Annotated in this window: 18 protein-coding genes; 16 read left to right on the top strand and 2 right to left on the bottom strand. The window is 66.5% G+C overall.

All coding sequences use genetic code 11. The annotated features are described in order from the left end of the window. Window positions 1-163: 163 nt before the first annotated feature. The 3 genes from Q8P46_02690 (at window position 164) to Q8P46_02680 (ending at window position 2419) form a co-directional block, all read left to right on the top strand. Window positions 164-394 carry a hypothetical protein gene (locus tag Q8P46_02690; GenBank protein ID MDP2619075.1) on the top strand — a complete coding sequence of 77 codons (231 nt, stop codon included), beginning with the start codon at window positions 164-166 and terminating at the stop codon, window positions 392-394. A gap of 125 nt (window positions 395-519) precedes the next feature. Then, window positions 520-837, top strand: a complete 318-nt coding sequence (locus Q8P46_02685; GenBank protein MDP2619074.1) for a hypothetical protein — start codon at window positions 520-522, stop codon at window positions 835-837. A 109-nt stretch (window positions 838-946) separates the two neighbouring features. After that, on the top strand, window positions 947-2419 hold the full coding sequence (locus Q8P46_02680) for a DUF1176 domain-containing protein (GenBank protein MDP2619073.1): 1473 nt from the start codon (window positions 947-949) through the stop codon (window positions 2417-2419). A 16-nt stretch (window positions 2420-2435) separates the two neighbouring features. Here Q8P46_02680 and Q8P46_02675 read toward each other — a convergent pair whose 3' ends face one another. Then, window positions 2436-3086, bottom strand: a complete 651-nt coding sequence (locus tag Q8P46_02675) for an outer membrane beta-barrel protein (protein ID MDP2619072.1) — start codon at window positions 3084-3086, stop codon at window positions 2436-2438. A 300-nt stretch (window positions 3087-3386) separates the two neighbouring features. On the opposite strand from Q8P46_02675, the gene Q8P46_02670 reads away from it, so the two are divergent. The 8 genes from Q8P46_02670 (at window position 3387) to Q8P46_02635 (ending at window position 9573) form a co-directional block, all read left to right on the top strand. Beyond that, on the top strand, window positions 3387-4382 hold the full coding sequence (locus Q8P46_02670; GenBank protein ID MDP2619071.1) for a calcium/sodium antiporter: 996 nt from the start codon (window positions 3387-3389) through the stop codon (window positions 4380-4382). 70 nt (window positions 4383-4452) lie between these two features. Further along, entirely contained in the window at window positions 4453-5211 is a 759-nt protein-coding gene (locus tag Q8P46_02665) for an SDR family oxidoreductase (protein ID MDP2619070.1), read from the top strand. Further along, window positions 5208-5621, top strand: a complete 414-nt coding sequence (gene folB / locus Q8P46_02660) for a dihydroneopterin aldolase (GenBank protein ID MDP2619069.1) — start codon at window positions 5208-5210, stop codon at window positions 5619-5621. The genes Q8P46_02665 and folB overlap by 4 nt, the downstream gene beginning before the upstream one ends. A gap of 55 nt (window positions 5622-5676) precedes the next feature. Further along, a complete protein-coding gene (gene uvrC / locus Q8P46_02655; protein MDP2619068.1) occupies window positions 5677-7590 on the top strand; it encodes an excinuclease ABC subunit UvrC in 1914 nt (637 codons plus the stop codon). Continuing rightward, a complete protein-coding gene (pgsA, locus tag Q8P46_02650; protein MDP2619067.1) occupies window positions 7574-8200 on the top strand; it encodes a CDP-diacylglycerol--glycerol-3-phosphate 3-phosphatidyltransferase in 627 nt (208 codons plus the stop codon). Before uvrC ends, pgsA begins: the two co-directional genes overlap by 17 nt. Continuing rightward, window positions 8197-8448, top strand: a complete 252-nt coding sequence (moaD, locus tag Q8P46_02645; GenBank protein ID MDP2619066.1) for a molybdopterin converting factor subunit 1 — start codon at window positions 8197-8199, stop codon at window positions 8446-8448. The genes pgsA and moaD overlap by 4 nt, the downstream gene beginning before the upstream one ends. 3 nt (window positions 8449-8451) lie before the next feature. Then, on the top strand, window positions 8452-8916 hold the full coding sequence (locus tag Q8P46_02640; GenBank protein MDP2619065.1) for a molybdenum cofactor biosynthesis protein MoaE: 465 nt from the start codon (window positions 8452-8454) through the stop codon (window positions 8914-8916). Window positions 8917-8943: 27 nt separating this feature from the next. Next, window positions 8944-9573, top strand: a complete 630-nt coding sequence (locus tag Q8P46_02635; GenBank protein MDP2619064.1) for a hypothetical protein — start codon at window positions 8944-8946, stop codon at window positions 9571-9573. Window positions 9574-9579: 6 nt separating this feature from the next. Here Q8P46_02635 and Q8P46_02630 read toward each other — a convergent pair whose 3' ends face one another. Continuing rightward, on the bottom strand, window positions 9580-10488 hold the full coding sequence (locus Q8P46_02630; protein ID MDP2619063.1) for a branched-chain amino acid aminotransferase: 909 nt from the start codon (window positions 10486-10488) through the stop codon (window positions 9580-9582). A gap of 213 nt (window positions 10489-10701) precedes the next feature. On the opposite strand from Q8P46_02630, the gene Q8P46_02625 reads away from it, so the two are divergent. The 5 genes from Q8P46_02625 to Q8P46_02605 all read left to right on the top strand — a co-directional run bounded on the left by Q8P46_02625 (window position 10702) and on the right by Q8P46_02605 (window position 16785). Beyond that, entirely contained in the window at window positions 10702-11232 is a 531-nt protein-coding gene (locus tag Q8P46_02625; protein MDP2619062.1) for a MarR family transcriptional regulator, read from the top strand. A gap of 39 nt (window positions 11233-11271) precedes the next feature. Beyond that, window positions 11272-12000, top strand: a complete 729-nt coding sequence (locus Q8P46_02620) for a response regulator transcription factor (GenBank protein ID MDP2619061.1) — start codon at window positions 11272-11274, stop codon at window positions 11998-12000. Window positions 12001-12059: 59 nt separating this feature from the next. Beyond that, entirely contained in the window at window positions 12060-13400 is a 1341-nt protein-coding gene (locus Q8P46_02615; GenBank protein ID MDP2619060.1) for an ATP-binding protein, read from the top strand. A 191-nt stretch (window positions 13401-13591) separates the two neighbouring features. Next, the gene (locus Q8P46_02610) at window positions 13592-14797 is read left to right on the top strand and encodes a ChaN family lipoprotein (protein MDP2619059.1); all 1206 of its coding nucleotides are present in this window, start codon (window positions 13592-13594) and stop codon (window positions 14795-14797) included. Then, window positions 14797-16785, top strand: coding sequence for a M1 family aminopeptidase (locus tag Q8P46_02605; protein ID MDP2619058.1), 1989 nt, complete (start codon window positions 14797-14799; stop codon window positions 16783-16785). Before Q8P46_02610 ends, Q8P46_02605 begins: the two co-directional genes overlap by 1 nt. Window positions 16786-17071 lie beyond the last annotated feature (286 nt).

Here is a 17071-nt window from a genome sequence, read left to right as displayed (position 1 = left end):
CGCCAGATACAACATGCCTTTTTCCCTTTGTCCGAGGTTCCCGACTGAACCGTATCGCGGACAGGAGCATTGACCCCGCGGGACGGGGGCGCTGCCCCTGGTAGGAAGGATCGGCCGAGCGAAGCTAGAGCGGTTCATGGTTATAGGGAACCATTTGACCGGGATGATTTTTCGCCGTGGCCAGGCGCGGCTCGCCGGGCGATGCGGTGCATCGGCCAACAGCCGCAACACCGCCACGGCGCAAAAGAGCCCGGCCTTCGGTGGGCCAAAGCGGCCTACCGGGTTCGGTGCGGCGCTCGCCCGATATCCCGTATCGCGCGTCGCGGCCCACGCCTGCCCGGATGAACCGATTTGGACCATCGAATCGATTCCCTATAACCATGAACCGCTCTAGCCGGGATCGTGGGCATTCTCGTCTTTCTCGCCGCCCTGACCCGCTTTGCCATCACCCGCCTGTGGACCGCCGAGGCCTCCGGCTGACGACTTGCCGGCGGCGCGGGCGGTGCTATCATCGCCGCCATGGGCAGGAAAGGCATCGCCGCGCTCATCGCGGGAGGATCGGCCATCGGCCTTGCCGCGACGTTCGCGGCCCCGGCGGCATTGGCCGACAACGCAGCGCCCGGCGGCGCGGCCAAGACCTGCACCTGCCGCCACAAGGGACAGAATTTCGAGCTCGGGGCGCTCGTTTGCCTGCGCAGCCCGCAGGGCCCGCAGCTTGCCCGTTGCGGCGTGTTCCTCAACAACACCTCGTGGCAATTCACCGGCCAGTCCTGCGTCGTATCGATGCCGCAGTCCCGGCCGATGATTCGGCTGGCAACTCACAATCCGCAGCAATAGCCGGGCAAAGCCGGTGACAAACGATGTGGCTATGCGAAGAACTTGCATGGCCGCATGAAGAGAATCCGTTTAGATTCTGCCCAGAGAGGCCATGATGATTGATTCGCGGATGAACCCCCTTTTGCCCGTGGCGGCGGCGTGCGCGCTCACATTCGCAACGCTCGCGGCCCCCGCCCGCGCCGATGCAACCCGGATCCTCGGCGACTGGACAGCAAGCTGCTGGACGGGGCAGGCGCGTTGCGCGGCAGAGACCGACGCACACGCCTATACCGGCCGCAGGCCCTACCGGCTGACGCTGTCGCTCGCCCGCTCCGACGGGGCGGAAACCGGCTGGGAGATCGGCCTTCGCCTGCGCGGCGAGACGCCGGCGCCCAATGCCGACTTGGTGCTTACGACAGAGGATGGCGCCAGCTTCCGCTTCGCGGCCGGCAGCTATGCGCTGACCGGGTCGAGCCGCTTTGTCGAATTCACCGACGGCAACGAAGTCGCGCGCCTGTTCCCGGCACTGCGGTCCCAGCGCCGGCTCACCGTCGCCTTTACAGCGGCGGGAGGCGGCAAGACCACGGCTGCCGTCTCGCTGCTCGGCCTCGCTTCGGCGCTGTCTTGGGTCGACACGCAGCAGGGCCGCGTCGGCTCGTCCGACCGGATCGCAGCGGTCAAGACGGCCGCGCCGCCGGAAAAACCCGTCGAAGCGCCGCCAGAGGGCGCCGAAACGGCCTCAAAGCCGGACGAAACGGCGGCCATACGCGGCGAGACGGCGCCCGAGCCCGCCGAGTCGACCGAACCAGCCGAAACGGCATCCATACCGGACGAAATGCCCTCCATGCCGGCTGAAACAACTCCCGGGCCGGCCGAAGCGCCGGTCAAGCCGGCCGAAGCACCGCCAGAACCTGTCGAAGATGCGGCCAACCCCGTCGAAGCGCCCGTCGAAGAGCCTGCCAAGCCGGCCGAAATCGCCGCCAGGGCGGAGGAAGCGCCAGCCGAGCCCGTCCAAACGCCAGCCAAGCCGGCCGAAGAGCCAGCCATGCCGACCGAAGCGCCGGCCCAGCCGACCGATCAAGGGCCGGCGGAGGTGGCCAAATTGACGCCGCAGACGCCGCCAGCCACGCCGACAGGGAGCCCCGCCCTGCCCGAACCGGTGCTCGCAAAGCATTTCGCCAAGAGCGAATGCGAGCCGCTGGACGGGGTGCTTGCCGACCGCCGCTGGACCACCGTCGCGCCGCTGTCGGAAAACAAGAACCTCTACATCATCCCCTGCTTCGCCGGCGCCTACAACATCGCCTACCGGCTTTATGTCATGCGCAACGACGACGTTAAGACCATGCGCACGCTTTATTTCGCCAACTATTCAAAGTCGCTCGGCTGGTACGGCTCCGACACGCTGATCAACGTCTCCTACGACCCGGAAACCGGCATCCTCACCGCCCTCGGCAAGGGCCGCGGATCCGGCGATTGCGGCAATGCCGCGCGCTACCGCTGGAACGATTTCGATTTCAAGATGATCGAATACCGGGCCTGGTACCGCTGCGAGGAGTCGCTCCCGCCGGAACAGTGGCCGGTCATCTACAGGGCGGAAAAGTAGAGCATTGGCCGGCCGCCTACAACAGGTTGATATTGTAAACCAGGGCAGCGCGCACCGTATGCAGTCTGAGGTCGCCCTGAACCGCCACGCCGCCGATCATGTAGTCGGAGGGATTGAAGTCGTAATATAGATATTCCAGGCGTGCGGCGAGGTTCTCGGCCAGCGGCGCCGAGATGCCGCCACCGATGACATAGCCGGTCAGCGTCGCCGTGTCGCTCGGCGGCGCCGCGGTCGTGATCGCGGCGTCCATATTGGCAAAGGCGACGCCGCCGGTGGCATAGGCCGAAAAGCCATCCATGCGGAAGCCCGCCCGCAGGCGCAGCGAGGCCAGCCAGTCGACGTCGACGCTGGTCGAAGCGGCGGGGTTCACCCCGTCGATGCCGGCCGCGGCGATATCGCCTTCGACGCCGACCAGGAAATTGTCGCGCCTGAGCTCCCATCCGATCAGGGCGCCGCCGTAAAAGCCTTCAACATCCGGGTCGACCGCCGCGACCACCGAATCTCCCCAGCCCCAGCCGGCAAAGGCACCCACATAGAGGCCCGACGGATCGACGATCTGGGGCATTTCATAGACCGGCATGTCCGTGGCAGAAGCGCTGCGAACATCGAAGCTGGCGCTCGCCGCGACGGCAACGGCGGCAAGAACAACAAAGCGAGCGGTTTTCATTGAGATTACTCCATCACATCGCCTCGGCGCAGCGACCGTGCGGCCCTGATTCCGCAACCGGAGAAGGCGAGCCGATGAGACCGCATCAGGGTTAAGAATTCCCTATGCGGTCCGCTCGCCGGGCGAAATTCTTCGTCAATGGAGGGTTAGTGCGGCCGCCCGCGACGATCGATCCCGAAGGCCGATTTCCGACCCTTCTTGCGTTCCGCCCCACCCGGCCCCAAATGAGGAGGGCCAATTGCGGTACGTGCGATCGAACCCCGGGGGGCTGGAGCCGATGGGTCTAAACTGTAAGGCCGTATGAGCTATCTTGCATTGGTCGGGGGGATTGCGCTTCTACTATTTTGCGGTGACCTTCTCGTCCGCGGCGCGGTCGGTCTGGCCGAACGCCTCGGCATCCCGGCCATCATTATCGGCCTGACGGTGGTCGCCTTCGGCACCTCGGCGCCGGAGCTCGTCGTCTCGCTCAAGGCGGCGCTCGCCAACTCGCCGGGCATCGCCATCGGCAACGTGGTCGGCTCCAACATTGCCAATGTGTTGGTCGTCCTCGGCCTGCCGGCTCTGATCGCCACCACCGACTGCGACCAGACCGACATCGTGCGCAACTCCGTCTATGTCCTGTTAGCCAGCATCCTGTTTATCGCGCTCTGTTTTCTGGGACCGCTGACGGTCTGGCACGGCATCATTCTGTTGGCCGCGATGGCGCTGTTCCTGGTCGACACCGGACGGCGCGGCGCCGACCGTCGCAACGGCAAGGCCGCCAAGCCGGGCTGCGGCCCGCAAATGGTCGAAGCGGTCGATGGCGTCTCCGGCGTGCCTCACACCTCTTTGGGCATGTTGGCATTCATCCTTCTGGGCCTGATCGGCCTGCCGGCCGGCGGCCATCTCACCGTCGAGGCGGCCCGCCAGCTTGCCGCGCAGTGGGGCGTCAGCGAGGCGGCGATCGGCCTGACGGTGGTGGCGCTCGGCACCTCGCTGCCGGAGCTGGCGACGACCCTCGTCGCGGCGGTTCGCCGCCATTGCGGCCTGGCGCTCGGCAACGTGCTCGGTTCCAACCTGTTCAATATCCTCGCCGTCATCGGCATCGCGTCCGTGATCACGCCGATTTCCGTTCCCGAACGGTTCCTCGACCTCGATCTGTGGGTCATGCTGTTCACGACCCTCATGATCATGCCGTTCGTAATCAGTCGGCGGACCCTGACCCGCCTGCCTGCGTTCGGATTCCTCGTCGCCTATGTCGCCTACATCACCCTGGTGATGTTGCCGAGACAGGCTGCCTTCGCGGCCGGCTTCTGATAGGACTGAGCCGGCAACTTGAGGCAACCGGCCGGCAGGCGCCGCCGGCAGACGGAGAATGGCTGACGGCATGGACCGCAAGACCGCCCTCATCACGGGTGCCGCCAAGCGCATCGGACGCGCCATCGCGTTCGACATGGCCGCCCATGGCTGGTCGATCGCCGTGCACTACAACACCTCGCCGCAGGAAGCGGAGGAGACGCGCGACGCGATCCGCAAGACCGGCGCCAGCGCCGAGATCGTCCAGGGCGATCTTGCCGGCACCGCCGCCCTCGCCGGCCTTGTCAAACGGGCGCAGGCCGCGCTCGGGCCGGTGAGCTGCCTCATCAACAACGCTTCCGTGTTCGACTATGACGACATCGCCACCATGACGCCGGAAAGCTGGGAGGACCATATCGCGGTCAATCTTGGCGCGCCCTTGTTCCTTTCGCAGGCCTTTGCCGCCGCCCTGCCGGCGGACCGGAACGGCAACATCGTCAATCTGATCGACCAGCGAGTGCGCAAGCTCACCCCGCATTTCGTTTCCTACACGCTCTCCAAGGCGGGCCTGTGGACGGCGACCAAGACACTGGCCCAGGCGCTGGCGCCGCGCATCCGCGTCAACGCCATCGCCCCGGGCCCGACCCTGCCGAATGTCCGCCAGCGCCAGGAGGACTTCGCCAAAGAGAGCGGCGCGACCCTGCTTGGGCACGGCCCGGAGCCTGAAGAGATCGCTGCCGCGGTCCGCTTCATCCTTGACGCGCCGTCGCTCACCGGTCAGATGATCGCACTCGACGGCGGCCAGCATCTGGTCTGGCAGACGCCGGACGTCGGAATCGAGCAGCCATGAGCGAGCCCCTCACCGCCAAGTCCTTGCGGATCGCCGATGCGATGCGCGGCGTCCGCCATGTTTTCGTGCGTGACCTCGAGGTCGAGACCGAGATCGGCATCCATCCGCGCGAAAGGCACGTGTCGCAGCGGATCATCATCAATGTCGACCTGGCGGTCTCCGAGACCCCGGTCAAGGACACCGACCGCTATTCCGACGTCGTCTGCTATGAGCAGGTGGTGGCGCGGGTGCGCGCCTTCGCCGAGGAGGGCCACGTCAATCTGGTCGAGACCATGGCCGAGCGCATCGCCGCGGCGTGTCTCGAGGACCGCCGCGTGCTGTCGGCGCGCGTGCGCATCGAAAAGCCCGATATTTTCGAGGATTGCCGCAGCGTCGGCATTGAAATCGAGCGCTTGCAGCCCATACCGTAGGGCTGGGAACCCGAAGGCAGAGGACGGGCGAAGGAAGCGCAAAGCAACCCGCACGATGGTGAGCGAACGCATCTTGGAGAAGACCGCTCGGGCTGAGCGGCCGCGCGGCGTCAAGCGCATCGCCGCCGTCGCGGCGAAGCTGCCGTCGCGCCCCGGCGTCTACCGCATGATCGGCGTCGGCGCCGAAGTGCTCTATGTCGGCAAGGCGCGCAACCTGAAAAAGCGGGTCGCGAGCTATGCGCGGATGGGTGGCCACACCAACCGCATCGCCCAGATGATCGCGCTCACCGAGGACATGGAGTTCGTCACCACGGCGACGGAGGCCGAGGCGCTGCTGCTCGAGGCCAATCTCATCAAGCGCCTCAAGCCGCGCTACAACGTCATCCTGCGCGACGACAAGAGCTTTCCCTATATCCTGATCGCCCGCGACCATGCCGCGCCGCAGATTTTCAAGCATCGCGGCGCGCGCCGCCGCAAGGGCGACTATTTCGGTCCGTTTGCCTCGGCAGGCGCGGTCAACCGCACCTTGAACGCGCTGGAGCGCGCCTTCCTTCTGCGCTCATGCTCGGACGCCGTCTATGAGAGCCGCACCCGGCCCTGCCTCCTCTACCAGATCAAGCGCTGCAGCGCCCCGTGCACCGGCGAAATCCCGCTCGCCGACTATGCGACGCTGGTCGGCGACGCGACGGATTTCCTGACCGGCCGCAGCCAAGCCGTTCAGGCGCACCTGGCCGAGCTCATGGAGGAGGCAAGCGCGAGGCTCGATTTCGAGCGCGCCGCCGTCTACCGCGACCGGCTGACCGCGCTCGCCCAGGTGCAGGCGCATCAGGGCGTCAACCCGCAGAGCTTCGAGGAGGCCGACATGTTCGCCGCCCACCAGGAGGGCGGCCAGACCTGCGTCCAGGTGTTCTTTTTCCGCAACGGCCAGAATTGGGGCAACCGCGCCTATTTCCTGCGCGCCGACAAGAACGTTTCCGTGGACGAGGTGCTCGGCGCCTTCCTCGCCCAGTTCTATGACGACAAGCCCTGCCCCGCCCTCGTCCTCATCTCGCAAGAGGTCCCCGATCAGGCGCTGCTCGAGGCCGCGCTCACCACCCGCGCCGGCCGCAAGGTGTCGCTCGCCGTGCCGCGGCGCGGCGAGAAGCGGCAACTGCTCGACCGCGCGCTCGCCAATGCCCGCGAGGCGCTCGCCCTGCAGTTGACCGAGGCCGGCGCCCAGGCGCGCCTGTTGGATGAGCTTGCCGAGCGCTTTTCGCTTGCCGCCGCGCCGGAGCGCATCGAGGTCTATGACAATAGCCACATTCAGGGCGTTCACGCCTATGGCGCCATGATCGTCGCCGGTCCACAGGGGTTCATCAAAGGGCAATATCGCAAGTTCAGCATCCGCTCCGAAGACCTTGCTCCAGGAGACGATTACGGCATGATGCGAGAAGTCCTGACCCGCCGCTTCACCCGCCTGCAGCGCGCGGAGACCGGCGAAGAGCCGGGCACGGCCGACGACGACGGCGTGCCGCGGCGGCCGGACCTCGTCCTCGTCGACGGCGGCCAGGGCCAGCTTGCCGTCGCCCACGAGGTGCTCGCCGACCTCGGCATCGACGATATCCCGGTTATCGCCGTCGCCAAGGGCCCCGACCGCAACGCCGGCCGCGAAAGGTTCTTGATGAAGGGCCGCGAAGCGGTCATCCTGCAGCCGCGCGACGCGGTGCTCTATTTCCTGCAGCGGCTGCGCGACGAGGCGCACCGTTTCGCCATCGGCGCTCACCGGGCGCGGCGCAAGCAGGCGATCGGCCACTCGCCGCTCGACGAAATTCCCGGCATCGGCGCGGCCCGCAAGCGGGCGCTGCTGAAGCATTTCGGCTCGGCCAAGGCGGTGAGCCGCGCCGGAATGGCCGATTTACGCTCGGTGCAAGGTATTAGTGCACAGACGGCACAAACCATTTACGATTTCTTCCATGAGCAAACGCACTGAGTCAGCAGCCGCATTTACCCCCGGTTCGCGCCCGACCCTGGGGGCGACCAGCGTGCCGAATATTTTAACCTATGCCCGCATCGCCGCGGTGCCGGCGCTGGTTGCCTGCTTCTTCCTGGTGCGCGGCGACTGGGCAAACTGGCTGGCGCTCGCCATCTTCGTCGCCGCCGGGCTCACCGACATTCTCGATGGGCTTGTCGCCCGCGCCTGGAAGCAGCAGTCGCTGCTCGGCCGCATGCTCGACCCCATCGCCGACAAGCTCCTGGTCGCAACCGCCATTTTGATGCTGGTGTCCGAAGGCATCATCGGCGGCTGGTCGATCTGGGCGGCGGTGGTCATATTGTGCCGCGAGATCCTGGTCTCGGGCCTGCGCGAGTTCCTGGCCGAGCTCAATGTCGGCGTGCCGGTGACGCGGCTGGCGAAGTCGAAGACGGCGATGCAGATGGTCGCCATCGGCATCCTGCTGACCGGCCCGGCCGGCGAGAAGGTGCTTCCCGGCGTGCTGACCATCGGCCTTGGCTGCCTCTGGATATCGGCCATTTTGACGCTTTATACTGGCTATGATTATTTCAGGGCCGGTCTCGGCCATTTGATCGACGAGGCGGAATGAAGATTCTGTATTTTGCCTGGGTGCGCGAGCGCACCGGCCGCGCCGAGGAGGAGCTTGCCCCGCCGGCGAGCGTGACCACCGTGGCCGGGCTGATGGAATGGCTCAAATCGCGCGGGCCGGAATATGAGTCCGCCTTCGCCGACGCCACCGTCATCCGCGCCGCCATCGACCTCACTCATGTCAAGCACGACGCGCCGATCTCCGGCGCCCGCGAGATTGCCTTTTTCCCGCCGATGACCGGCGGTTAGGCCATGTCGGTTAAAGTTCAGAAGGAAGATTTCGACGTCGCCGCGGAGGTCGCGCGGGTCACGCACGCCGGCGCGGATGTCGGCGCGGCGGTGACCTTTACCGGGATCTGCCGCAGCGACACCGGCCGGCTTGAAGCGCTCGAGATCGAATATTATCCCGGTATGGCCGAGGCCGAGATCGCCAGGATCGTCGACGAGGCCAAGGCGCGCTGGCCGCTTGACGGCGTCAGCGTCGTCCACCGTTACGGCCGCATGCTTCCTGGCGACAATATCGTCCTCGTGGTCACCGCCTCGGCGCACCGCGGCGACGCCTTCGCGGCGGCCGAGTTCCTGATGGACTATCTGAAGACCAGCGCCCCCTTCTGGAAGAAGGAGCACCTTGCAGGCCAAGCCGGCGATTGGGTCGAGGCGGCCGAGCGCGACGATGTCGCCGTCGAGCGCTGGGCATCGGCGGCCGGCCGGCGTTAGCTCGGTCGCCGCGGCTTCGGGGATACCATGCGCAAGGCCATCGTCATCGCCCTCGCCGTTCTGCTCATGCTCGGCGGCGGCGTCTGGTTCCTCGGCCGGGAACCAGCGGGATCGGACGCCTATTCCGTTCTCGACGAGGAGGATGAGGGCGGCACCCGCAAGTGCGGCCTGGTGTTTCTGGATGCCCTGGCACAGGACGCGGCCGGCAACGATCTTGTCATCAAGGTGACGTCGAGCACCGAGCTTTTCGAGGGCAGATACCCGGTGGCGCTATTCGGGGTGGAGGCACTTCGAGTGACCGCGGCGGCGCCGGGATTGGGCGAGGGCCTGCGCGTCGTCGACGCCGGCCTCGTGGCCGGCGGGCTCGATACCCGCCAGCGCATGCGCCGGCCCAAAGGCGAAGTCGACTCCTTCATCGCCACCTCCACCGAGATCGACGAGATGCTGACGCTGCCTATCGACATGCTCGAAGGCGCCCGTCTTACGGTGCGGCTTGCCGAGGAAGCGGACGACCGGCCGTTGGAATTGCCGCGCGTCAGCGCGACGGCGGGAAACCGGCTCATTGCCTGCTTCAACGGCATACAGGCGCGGGTCAACGCCGCCGCGCAGGCGGAGCAATCGGGCGCCGGGGGCGAAGCGGAGCCGGGGGCGAATTAATCGCGATCAGGCCCTGGCGCCGGCCGCCGCCTTGGCTTCGGCCTTGGGCTGCACCTCGGCCATATAGTCCTGCATCAGCGTCTTGGTCATGTCGCCGACGGAGAAGCGGTAGGGCCCGATCTCGGAGACCGGCGTCACCTCGGCCGCCGTCCCGGTGATGAAGCATTCGGAAAAGCCTGCAAGCTCCTCCGGCATGATCGCCCGCACCACCACCTCGAAGCCGCGCCGTCTGGCAAGCGCGATCACCGTGCGCCGGGTGATGCCGTCGAGAAAACAGTCGGGCGTCGGCGTATGGATGACGCCGTCCTGAATGAAAAAGACGTTGGCGCCGGTGCATTCGGCGACGCGGCCGCGCCAGTCGAGCATGAACGCGTCGGCATAGCCGCGCCGCTCGGCGCGATGCTTCGACAGCGTGCAGATCATGTACAGCCCCGCCGCCTTGGCCATGCACGGGGCCGTCGCCGGGTCGGGGCGGCGATATTCGGCAATGTCGAGGCGGATGCCCTTGAGCCGCTCGGCGGGGTCGAAATAGGACGGCCACTGCCATGCCGCGATCGCCAGATGGATGGTGTTGTGCTGCGCCGAGACGCCCATCATCTCGCTGCCGCGCCAGGCCACCGGGCGCATATAGGCATCGCTCAGCCCCTGGGCGCTGAGCACCTCGCGGCATGCCCGATTGATCTCCGCCTCGGAATAGGGAATCTCGAAGTCGAGGACGCCGGCGGAGGCGTGCAGCCGGGCGGTATGCTCCTCCAGCTTGAAAATCTCGCCGCCATAGGCGCGCTGGCCCTCGAACACGCAGCTCGCATAATGCAGGCCGTGGGTCAGCACGTGCACCTTGGCGTCGGCCCATGGCACCATCTCGCCATCGTACCAGATCACGCCTTCGAGCTCGTCATACGACATCGTCGCCATGGCCATTCTCTCCCTAAGCGATTTGTGGTTTTGCCTCGACGCTTGCCTGCTTGTATTGTGTGCACGCCCGTGTCCGGAATGAAATATGCAGCTTTCGGTCGAATCGTCGATTTCGATCGCGAACCGCGATATTTCCTTTCGTATAGCCGGATTATCCTGTAACAATCGGCAAAAAATATGTCAACAGTGCTGACGTAATTGCGGGAAAAGGCCGTGGTGCTTGTCGACCGCAGGAAGGACATGGATCGCGTCGGCGCCGAGCAGATCGGGACCGGCGAGGCGCCGCTATCGGACGGCGAGCTGTTCGAGTTCATCGAGCTTCTGTTTTTCGCCTATCGCGATTTCATCTCTGATCCAGACGAGATCCTGAAGGCGTTCGGCTTCGGCCGCGCCCACCACCGGGTGCTGCATTTCGTCTCCCGCAATCCGGGCATGCGGGTCACCGAGCTCCTGGACATCCTCAAGATCACCAAGCAGAGCCTCGCCCGGGTACTGCGTCAGCTGATCGAGGAAGGCTATGTCGAGCAGCGCGAGGGCCAAGAGGACCGGCGGCGCCGGCTGCTCTACGCGACCGACAAGGGCGCGACCCTGGCGGCGCGCCTGGCGGCGCCGCAATTGCGCCGCATTGCGGCCGCATTGAGCCTGGCGGGGCAGGATGCGCAGGCGCCGGCGCGGGAATTCCTCTATAGTCTGATCAACGAACGCGAACGCGCCGCCGTCCGCGCGCTGATCAGCAGGGTCTAAGCTCAGACGGATCGTGGAACGATGGCCCCTCAGAGTGAAATGCCCATCAATCCTAATAGACATGTGCCGCAACCGCTCGCGCTGCAGGACAATGCGCCGCATATCCTGTTGATCGACGACGACCGGCGCATCCGCCAGCTTCTCAGCCGCTACCTGTTGGAGCATGGATATCGGGTCACCACCGCCGAATCCGCTTTCGTCGCCGAGGCGCGCATGCAGGGGCTGGCATTCGACCTGTTGATCCTCGACGTGATGATGCCGGGGCGCTCCGGCTTCGAGTTCGCGGCGATGCTGCGGGAAAGCTCCGAGGTTCCGATCCTGATGCTGACGGCACAGGCGGAGACCGAGCACCGCGTCGAGGGGCTGGCGCTCGGCGTCGACGACTATCTGGCCAAGCCATTCGACCCGCGCGAGCTGCTTCTGCGCATCGCCAACATCCTCAAGCGGAGCAGCCGGGCCGACGAGCCCAGGCGCGCCGACATCGCCCGCTTCGGCGATATCACCTTCAATCTCGGCAATGGCGAGCTGCACCGCGGCGGCAAGCCGATCCGCTTGACGGAACGCGAGCGCGACCTGTTGCGCGTGCTCGCCGCCAATCCCGGCAACACCGTCTCCCGGGCCGACTTGGCCAAGGCCGGGATTACCGGCAGCGAGCGCGCCGTTGACGTGCAGATCAACCGGCTGCGGCGCAAGATCGAGACCGACCCGGCCAATCCCGTGGTCCTGCAGACGGTGCGCGGCGTCGGCTACCGGCTCCACGATACCTGATGGCGACGACGCTCGACAACGCCGGCACGGCGAAAAGCACTGCGGCGCGGCTCGGCCGCATGATCGGGATGCTGATCATGGGCTTGCGCGTGTCGCTGAAGGAGGCGCTGCCGAAGGGCCTTTACGGCCGCTCGCTGATGATCTTCATCACCCCCATGGTGGTCTTGCAGGGTGTCGTCGCCTTCGTCTTCATGGAGCGTCACTGGGATCTGGTGACCCAGCGCCTGTCGGAGGCCGTCGCCCGCAACATTGCGGCGATCATCGAGATCTACGAGGAATACCCGCATCCCAACGACTACAGCATGCTGACCCAGATCGCCGACCAGCAGCTCGGCCTGACCGTCTCCTTCATTCCCGGCGAGGACCTGCCGCCGGCGGGACCCAAGCCGTTCTTCACCCTGCTAGATCGCGCTCTCAGCCGGCAGATCACGACTCATGTCGGCCGCCCCTATTGGATCGACACGGTCGGCCGCTCCAACCTGGTCGAGATCCGCATCAAGCTCGATCACGCGGTGATGCGGGTTCTCGCCCGGCGTAGCCAGACCTATGCCTCGAACTCGCACATTTTCATCGTCTGGATGGTCGGCACCTCGCTGGTGCTGATCGCGGTGGCGCTCTTGTTCCTGCGCAACCAGATCCGCCCGATCCAGCGTCTCGCCGAGGCCGCGGATTCCTTCGGCAAGGGGCGCGAGGTGCCGGACTTCCGGCCGCGCGGCGCGCGCGAGGTGCGCCAGGCGGCGGCTGCCTTCCTCGTCATGCGCGAGCGCATCGAGCGGCAGATCGAGACACGCACCACCATGCTGGCCGGCGTCAGTCACGATCTGCGCACCATCCTCACCCGCTTCAAGCTGCAGCTGGCGCTGCTTGGCGACAAGCCGGAGATCGAGGATCTGGTGCGCGACGTCGACGAGATGCAGCAGATGTTGGAGGCCTATCTGGCGTTTGCCCGCGGCGACCAGGCCGAGCAGGCCTCGGCCGGCGATATTCGCCCGCTATTGGAGGAGATTGGCGCCAACGCCGAGAAGCAGGGCAGGCACGTCGAGCTATCCGTGTCCGGCAATATGTACCTCAATCTGAAGATGGGCGCGTTCAAGCGCTGCATCGCCAACCTGGTCGACAATGCGGTCAAGTTCGCCGATATGATCTCCATCAAGGTCAAGCGCGACGGCGCCTGGCTGACGGTCGTGGTCGAGGATGACGGGCCGGGCATTCCGAAAGCCGAGCGCGAGACCGTGTTTCGCCCCTTCTACCGCCTCGACGACGCGCGCAATCAGGATCTCGGCGGCACCGGGCTGGGGCTGGCGATCGCCCGCGACATCGCCCGCACCCACGGCGGAGACATCGTTCTGTCCGATAGCAAGCTTGGCGGCTTGCGGGCAAAGCTTGTCATTCCGGTTTAGCATCTGAACCCATAGGCTCTAACCTGACCATGCCTAGAGCGACTGCGCAACGAAGCCGCCGCCGCGCCGGCAACGCGGCAATCCCTGCCGGCCGAAAATCCGCGCCACGGGCCGCCGCCTTCCTTACCCTGCTGCTGGTTGCGGCGGCTTGGCTTTCGGCGCCGCACGCTCAGGCGCAGGAGGGCCCTGTCGTGCCGCCGGACGATGCGGGAACGGCGTGCAGCATGCCCGGTGGCTGGGTCGATGTGGCGACGGGAACCGCCTATGAGCGGCGGGTGCTGTTTCACGACCTCGCCACATCCAAATCCGTCGTGCTTCTCGGCGAGAGCCATGACAATGTCGACCACCATCGCTGGCAGCTTCATACCCTGGCCGCGGTGCATGGCCGGGTGGAGAAGATGGTCATCGGCTTCGAGGCCTTTCCGCGCCGCCTGCAGCCGGTTCTTGACCAATGGGTCGAAGGCATGCTGACGGCCGATGCCCTTCTCAAGGAAGCCCGGTGGTTGGAGATCTGGGGCTACGATCCCGGCTTCTATATGCCGATGTTCGAGTTCGCCCGGCTGCACGAGATTCCGATGGTGGCGCTGAACGTCGAGCGGGCGTTGGTATCGCAGGTCGGCGAGAAGGGATGGGCCGCCGTCCCGGCCGAAGAGCGCGAGGGCGTATCCGATCCGGCGCCGGCAAGCCCCGCTTACGAGCACCATTTGGCGCGTGTTTTCCAGGCGAAAGACCACTCGCGGAACGACGAATCCGAACCTGACCGGGACCCGCACGGAGAGGCGGGGCTCGAAGCCGCCGAAAAAGCGCTGGCCGAGGCGATGGAAAAGCCGGAATTTCGCCGCTTCGTGGAGGCGCAGCTGACCTGGGACCGGGCCATGGCCGAGGCGCTCGCCGCGGCCCGGCGCGAATTCCCCGGCACGATTGTCGCCGGCATCCTCGGCACCGGGCATGTCGAGGACGGCTATGGCGTTCCTTATCAATTGCAGGATTTGGGGGTCGCCGACGTGGCTGTCCTGATCCCCGTCGAAGCGGGAAGCAAATGCCGGCAGATCGTTGGAACCGGCTATGCCGACGCCGTGTTCACCCTGCCGCCGGCCTTGGCCGCGCCGTCATCCGACCGCCCCAAGCTCGGCATCTTCATCGCCGACGGCGAGCACGGCGTGCGGATCAACGAGGTCATAGCGGACAGCGTCGCCGAGGCCACGGAACTGCGCGAAGCCGATGAAATCGTCGCCGCCGCCGGCGTCGCGACGAAGACGATGGGCGAGCTGATCGAGATCGTCTCCCGCCAGGCGCCCGGAACGTGGCTGCCCCTGCGCGTGCGGCGGGACGGGCAGCAAATCGAGCTGATCGCCAAGTTTCCGCCGCGCCCCCTGCCGCAGCGGCCGGAGCGCTGATGAATTTCCTCCGCTCCGCGTTGCTCGCGCTGTGTCTCGGGCTGGCGGCAGGCCTCGCCGCCGCGGCCGAACCGCCGCGTCACACGATAACGTTGAGGCTTGATCCCTCTGGCGGCGCCATCGAGGTCCACGACCGCATCGAGGTCTCCGGCCGAAAGGCGCTTCCCCTTCGCCTTGCCAGGTGGATGCGGGTCAGCGACATCCGCATCGACGGGCGCGCGCCGGCTGCGCCCCCTTCCCGCGGCATGAACCCCCTGACCCTGCCCGACCGGCAGCGCCATGAGATCGAGATTGTGGCCGAGGGCACAATTCCCGGACGCGGCCCGGAAAGCGCCAAGGGTGATCCCGCAACCGGCGCGCTTGCCGGTCCCGACGGGATCTATCTGCCCGCCTGGGCGGACTGGTTGCCGGATACCGGCGATGCCGCCATCGCTTACACTCTCACCATCGAGACGCCCGCGGCCTTCAGGGCCGTCGCCACCGGCCGGCTTGGACCCGAAAAGCTGGCCGCGACGGGGAACACCGTCGTCTTCTCCGCAAGCCGCGCCCAGGAGCGGCCCTCGGTCTTTGCCGGACCTTACACGGTCAGCGAGAAAACGATCGGGAGCGTCCGTATCCGCACCTATTTTCATGAATCCGCCGCGGCCCTGGCCGACGGCTATATCGAGACGGCCGGCCGCTACATTCGCCACTTCGCGGCGCTGATCGGCCCCTATCCCTTCGCCGATTTCCACATCGTCTCGGCACCCTTGCCGGTCGGCTTCGGCTTTCCGGGCCTCACCTATATCGACCGGCGGATCCTGCCCCTGCCCTTCATCAAGGACCGTTCGCTGGCCCACGAGGTCCTGCACAATTGGTGGGGCAACGGGGTCGTCGCCGATTACCGGACCGGAAACTGGGCGGAAGGGCTGACGACCTACATGGCCGACCATGCGCTGGCCGCCATGCGCGGCCCGCGGGAAGCAGCCGAGATGCGTCTTGCCTGGCTGCGCGACTATGCGGCCCTGCCCGAGGAAAGCGATGTTCCCGTCACCCGCTTCGTCGCCAACAGCCACGATGCCGCGCAGGTGGTCGGCTACGGCAAGACCGCCTTCATCTTCCATATGCTGAGCCACGAGATCGGCGCGCCGGCGTTCGACGATGGCCTGCGGCGCTTCTGGCAGGCGCGAAGATTTGACGTGGCAAGCTGGGCGGACCTGCGCGCCGCCTTCGAGGCCGCCGCCGAACGCGACCTCTTCTGGTTCTTCGCCCAGTGGACCGGGCGGGCGGGCGCGCCGGACCTCAAGCTGGCGGACGCCTCCATTGCAGCCGATGGCGGCGGGTTCGCGCTCGAACTCGCTTTGACCCAGTCCGAGCCCGCCTATCGTCTCAAGGTGCCGGTCGAGGTCGAAACCGCGGCCGGGACGGTGAAAAGCGACATCCGCTTCGACGGCGCGCGAACGGCCGCGACCATCCATCTCGATGCAAAGCCCATTTCAGTCCGCGTCGACCCGGACCACACGCTGTTTCGGCGGCTGTTGCCGGGCGAGGCGCCGCCGATCCTGCGCGACGTCCTGCTCGACGCCAGGTCCACAGCCGTCTTGCTCTACGACGAGCCCGGCCTCGGGGCGCTGGCGCGTCAACTCACCGAACGCCTGTTCGACGTCCCGCCCGTCACCGCCGACGCGGCGCCCGACCGCCCGCCCGGGACCGCGCTTCTCGTCATCGCTCCGGCGGCGAAGATCGACGGCGTCATGAAGCGGCTCGGCGTGGCGGCGCGGCCGGCCGAAGTCGCCGCCAAGGGCAGCGCCCGCGCCTGGACCGCCCGCCAGGCGGACGGCAAGGCGGTCCTGTTCGTCGAGGCCGACGGGCAGGACGAGCTGCACGGGCTTTTCAGGCCGCTGCCGCACTACCGCTCCAAGAGCTATGTGATCTTCGAGGGCGGCCACGGCGTCGCCAATGGCGTCTGGCAGGCCACCAGCGACGCTCTGACGAAACGTTTTCGGTAAGACGGAAAGCATAATGCCGTTCTCCCCTGGCGGGAGAAGGTGGCGAGGGTCCGCCGGGACCCGAGCCGGATGAGGGGGCGGCTGCGGCCCTTTTACCCCTCACCCAGCTCCGGCTAGAGCGGTTCATGGTTATAAGGAATCGATTCGATGGTCCAAATCGGTTCATCCGGGCAGGCGTGGGCCGCGACGCGCGATACGGGATATCGGGCGAGCGCCGCAACGAACCCGGTGGGCCGATTTGGCCCACCGAAGGCCGGGTTCTTTTGCGCCGTGGCGGTGTTGCGGC

The organism is Hyphomicrobiales bacterium, assembly GCA_030688605.1.
Lineage (GTDB): Bacteria > Pseudomonadota > Alphaproteobacteria > Rhizobiales > NORP267 > JAUYJB01.
This window is presented reverse-complemented; position numbering and strand designations above follow the sequence as displayed.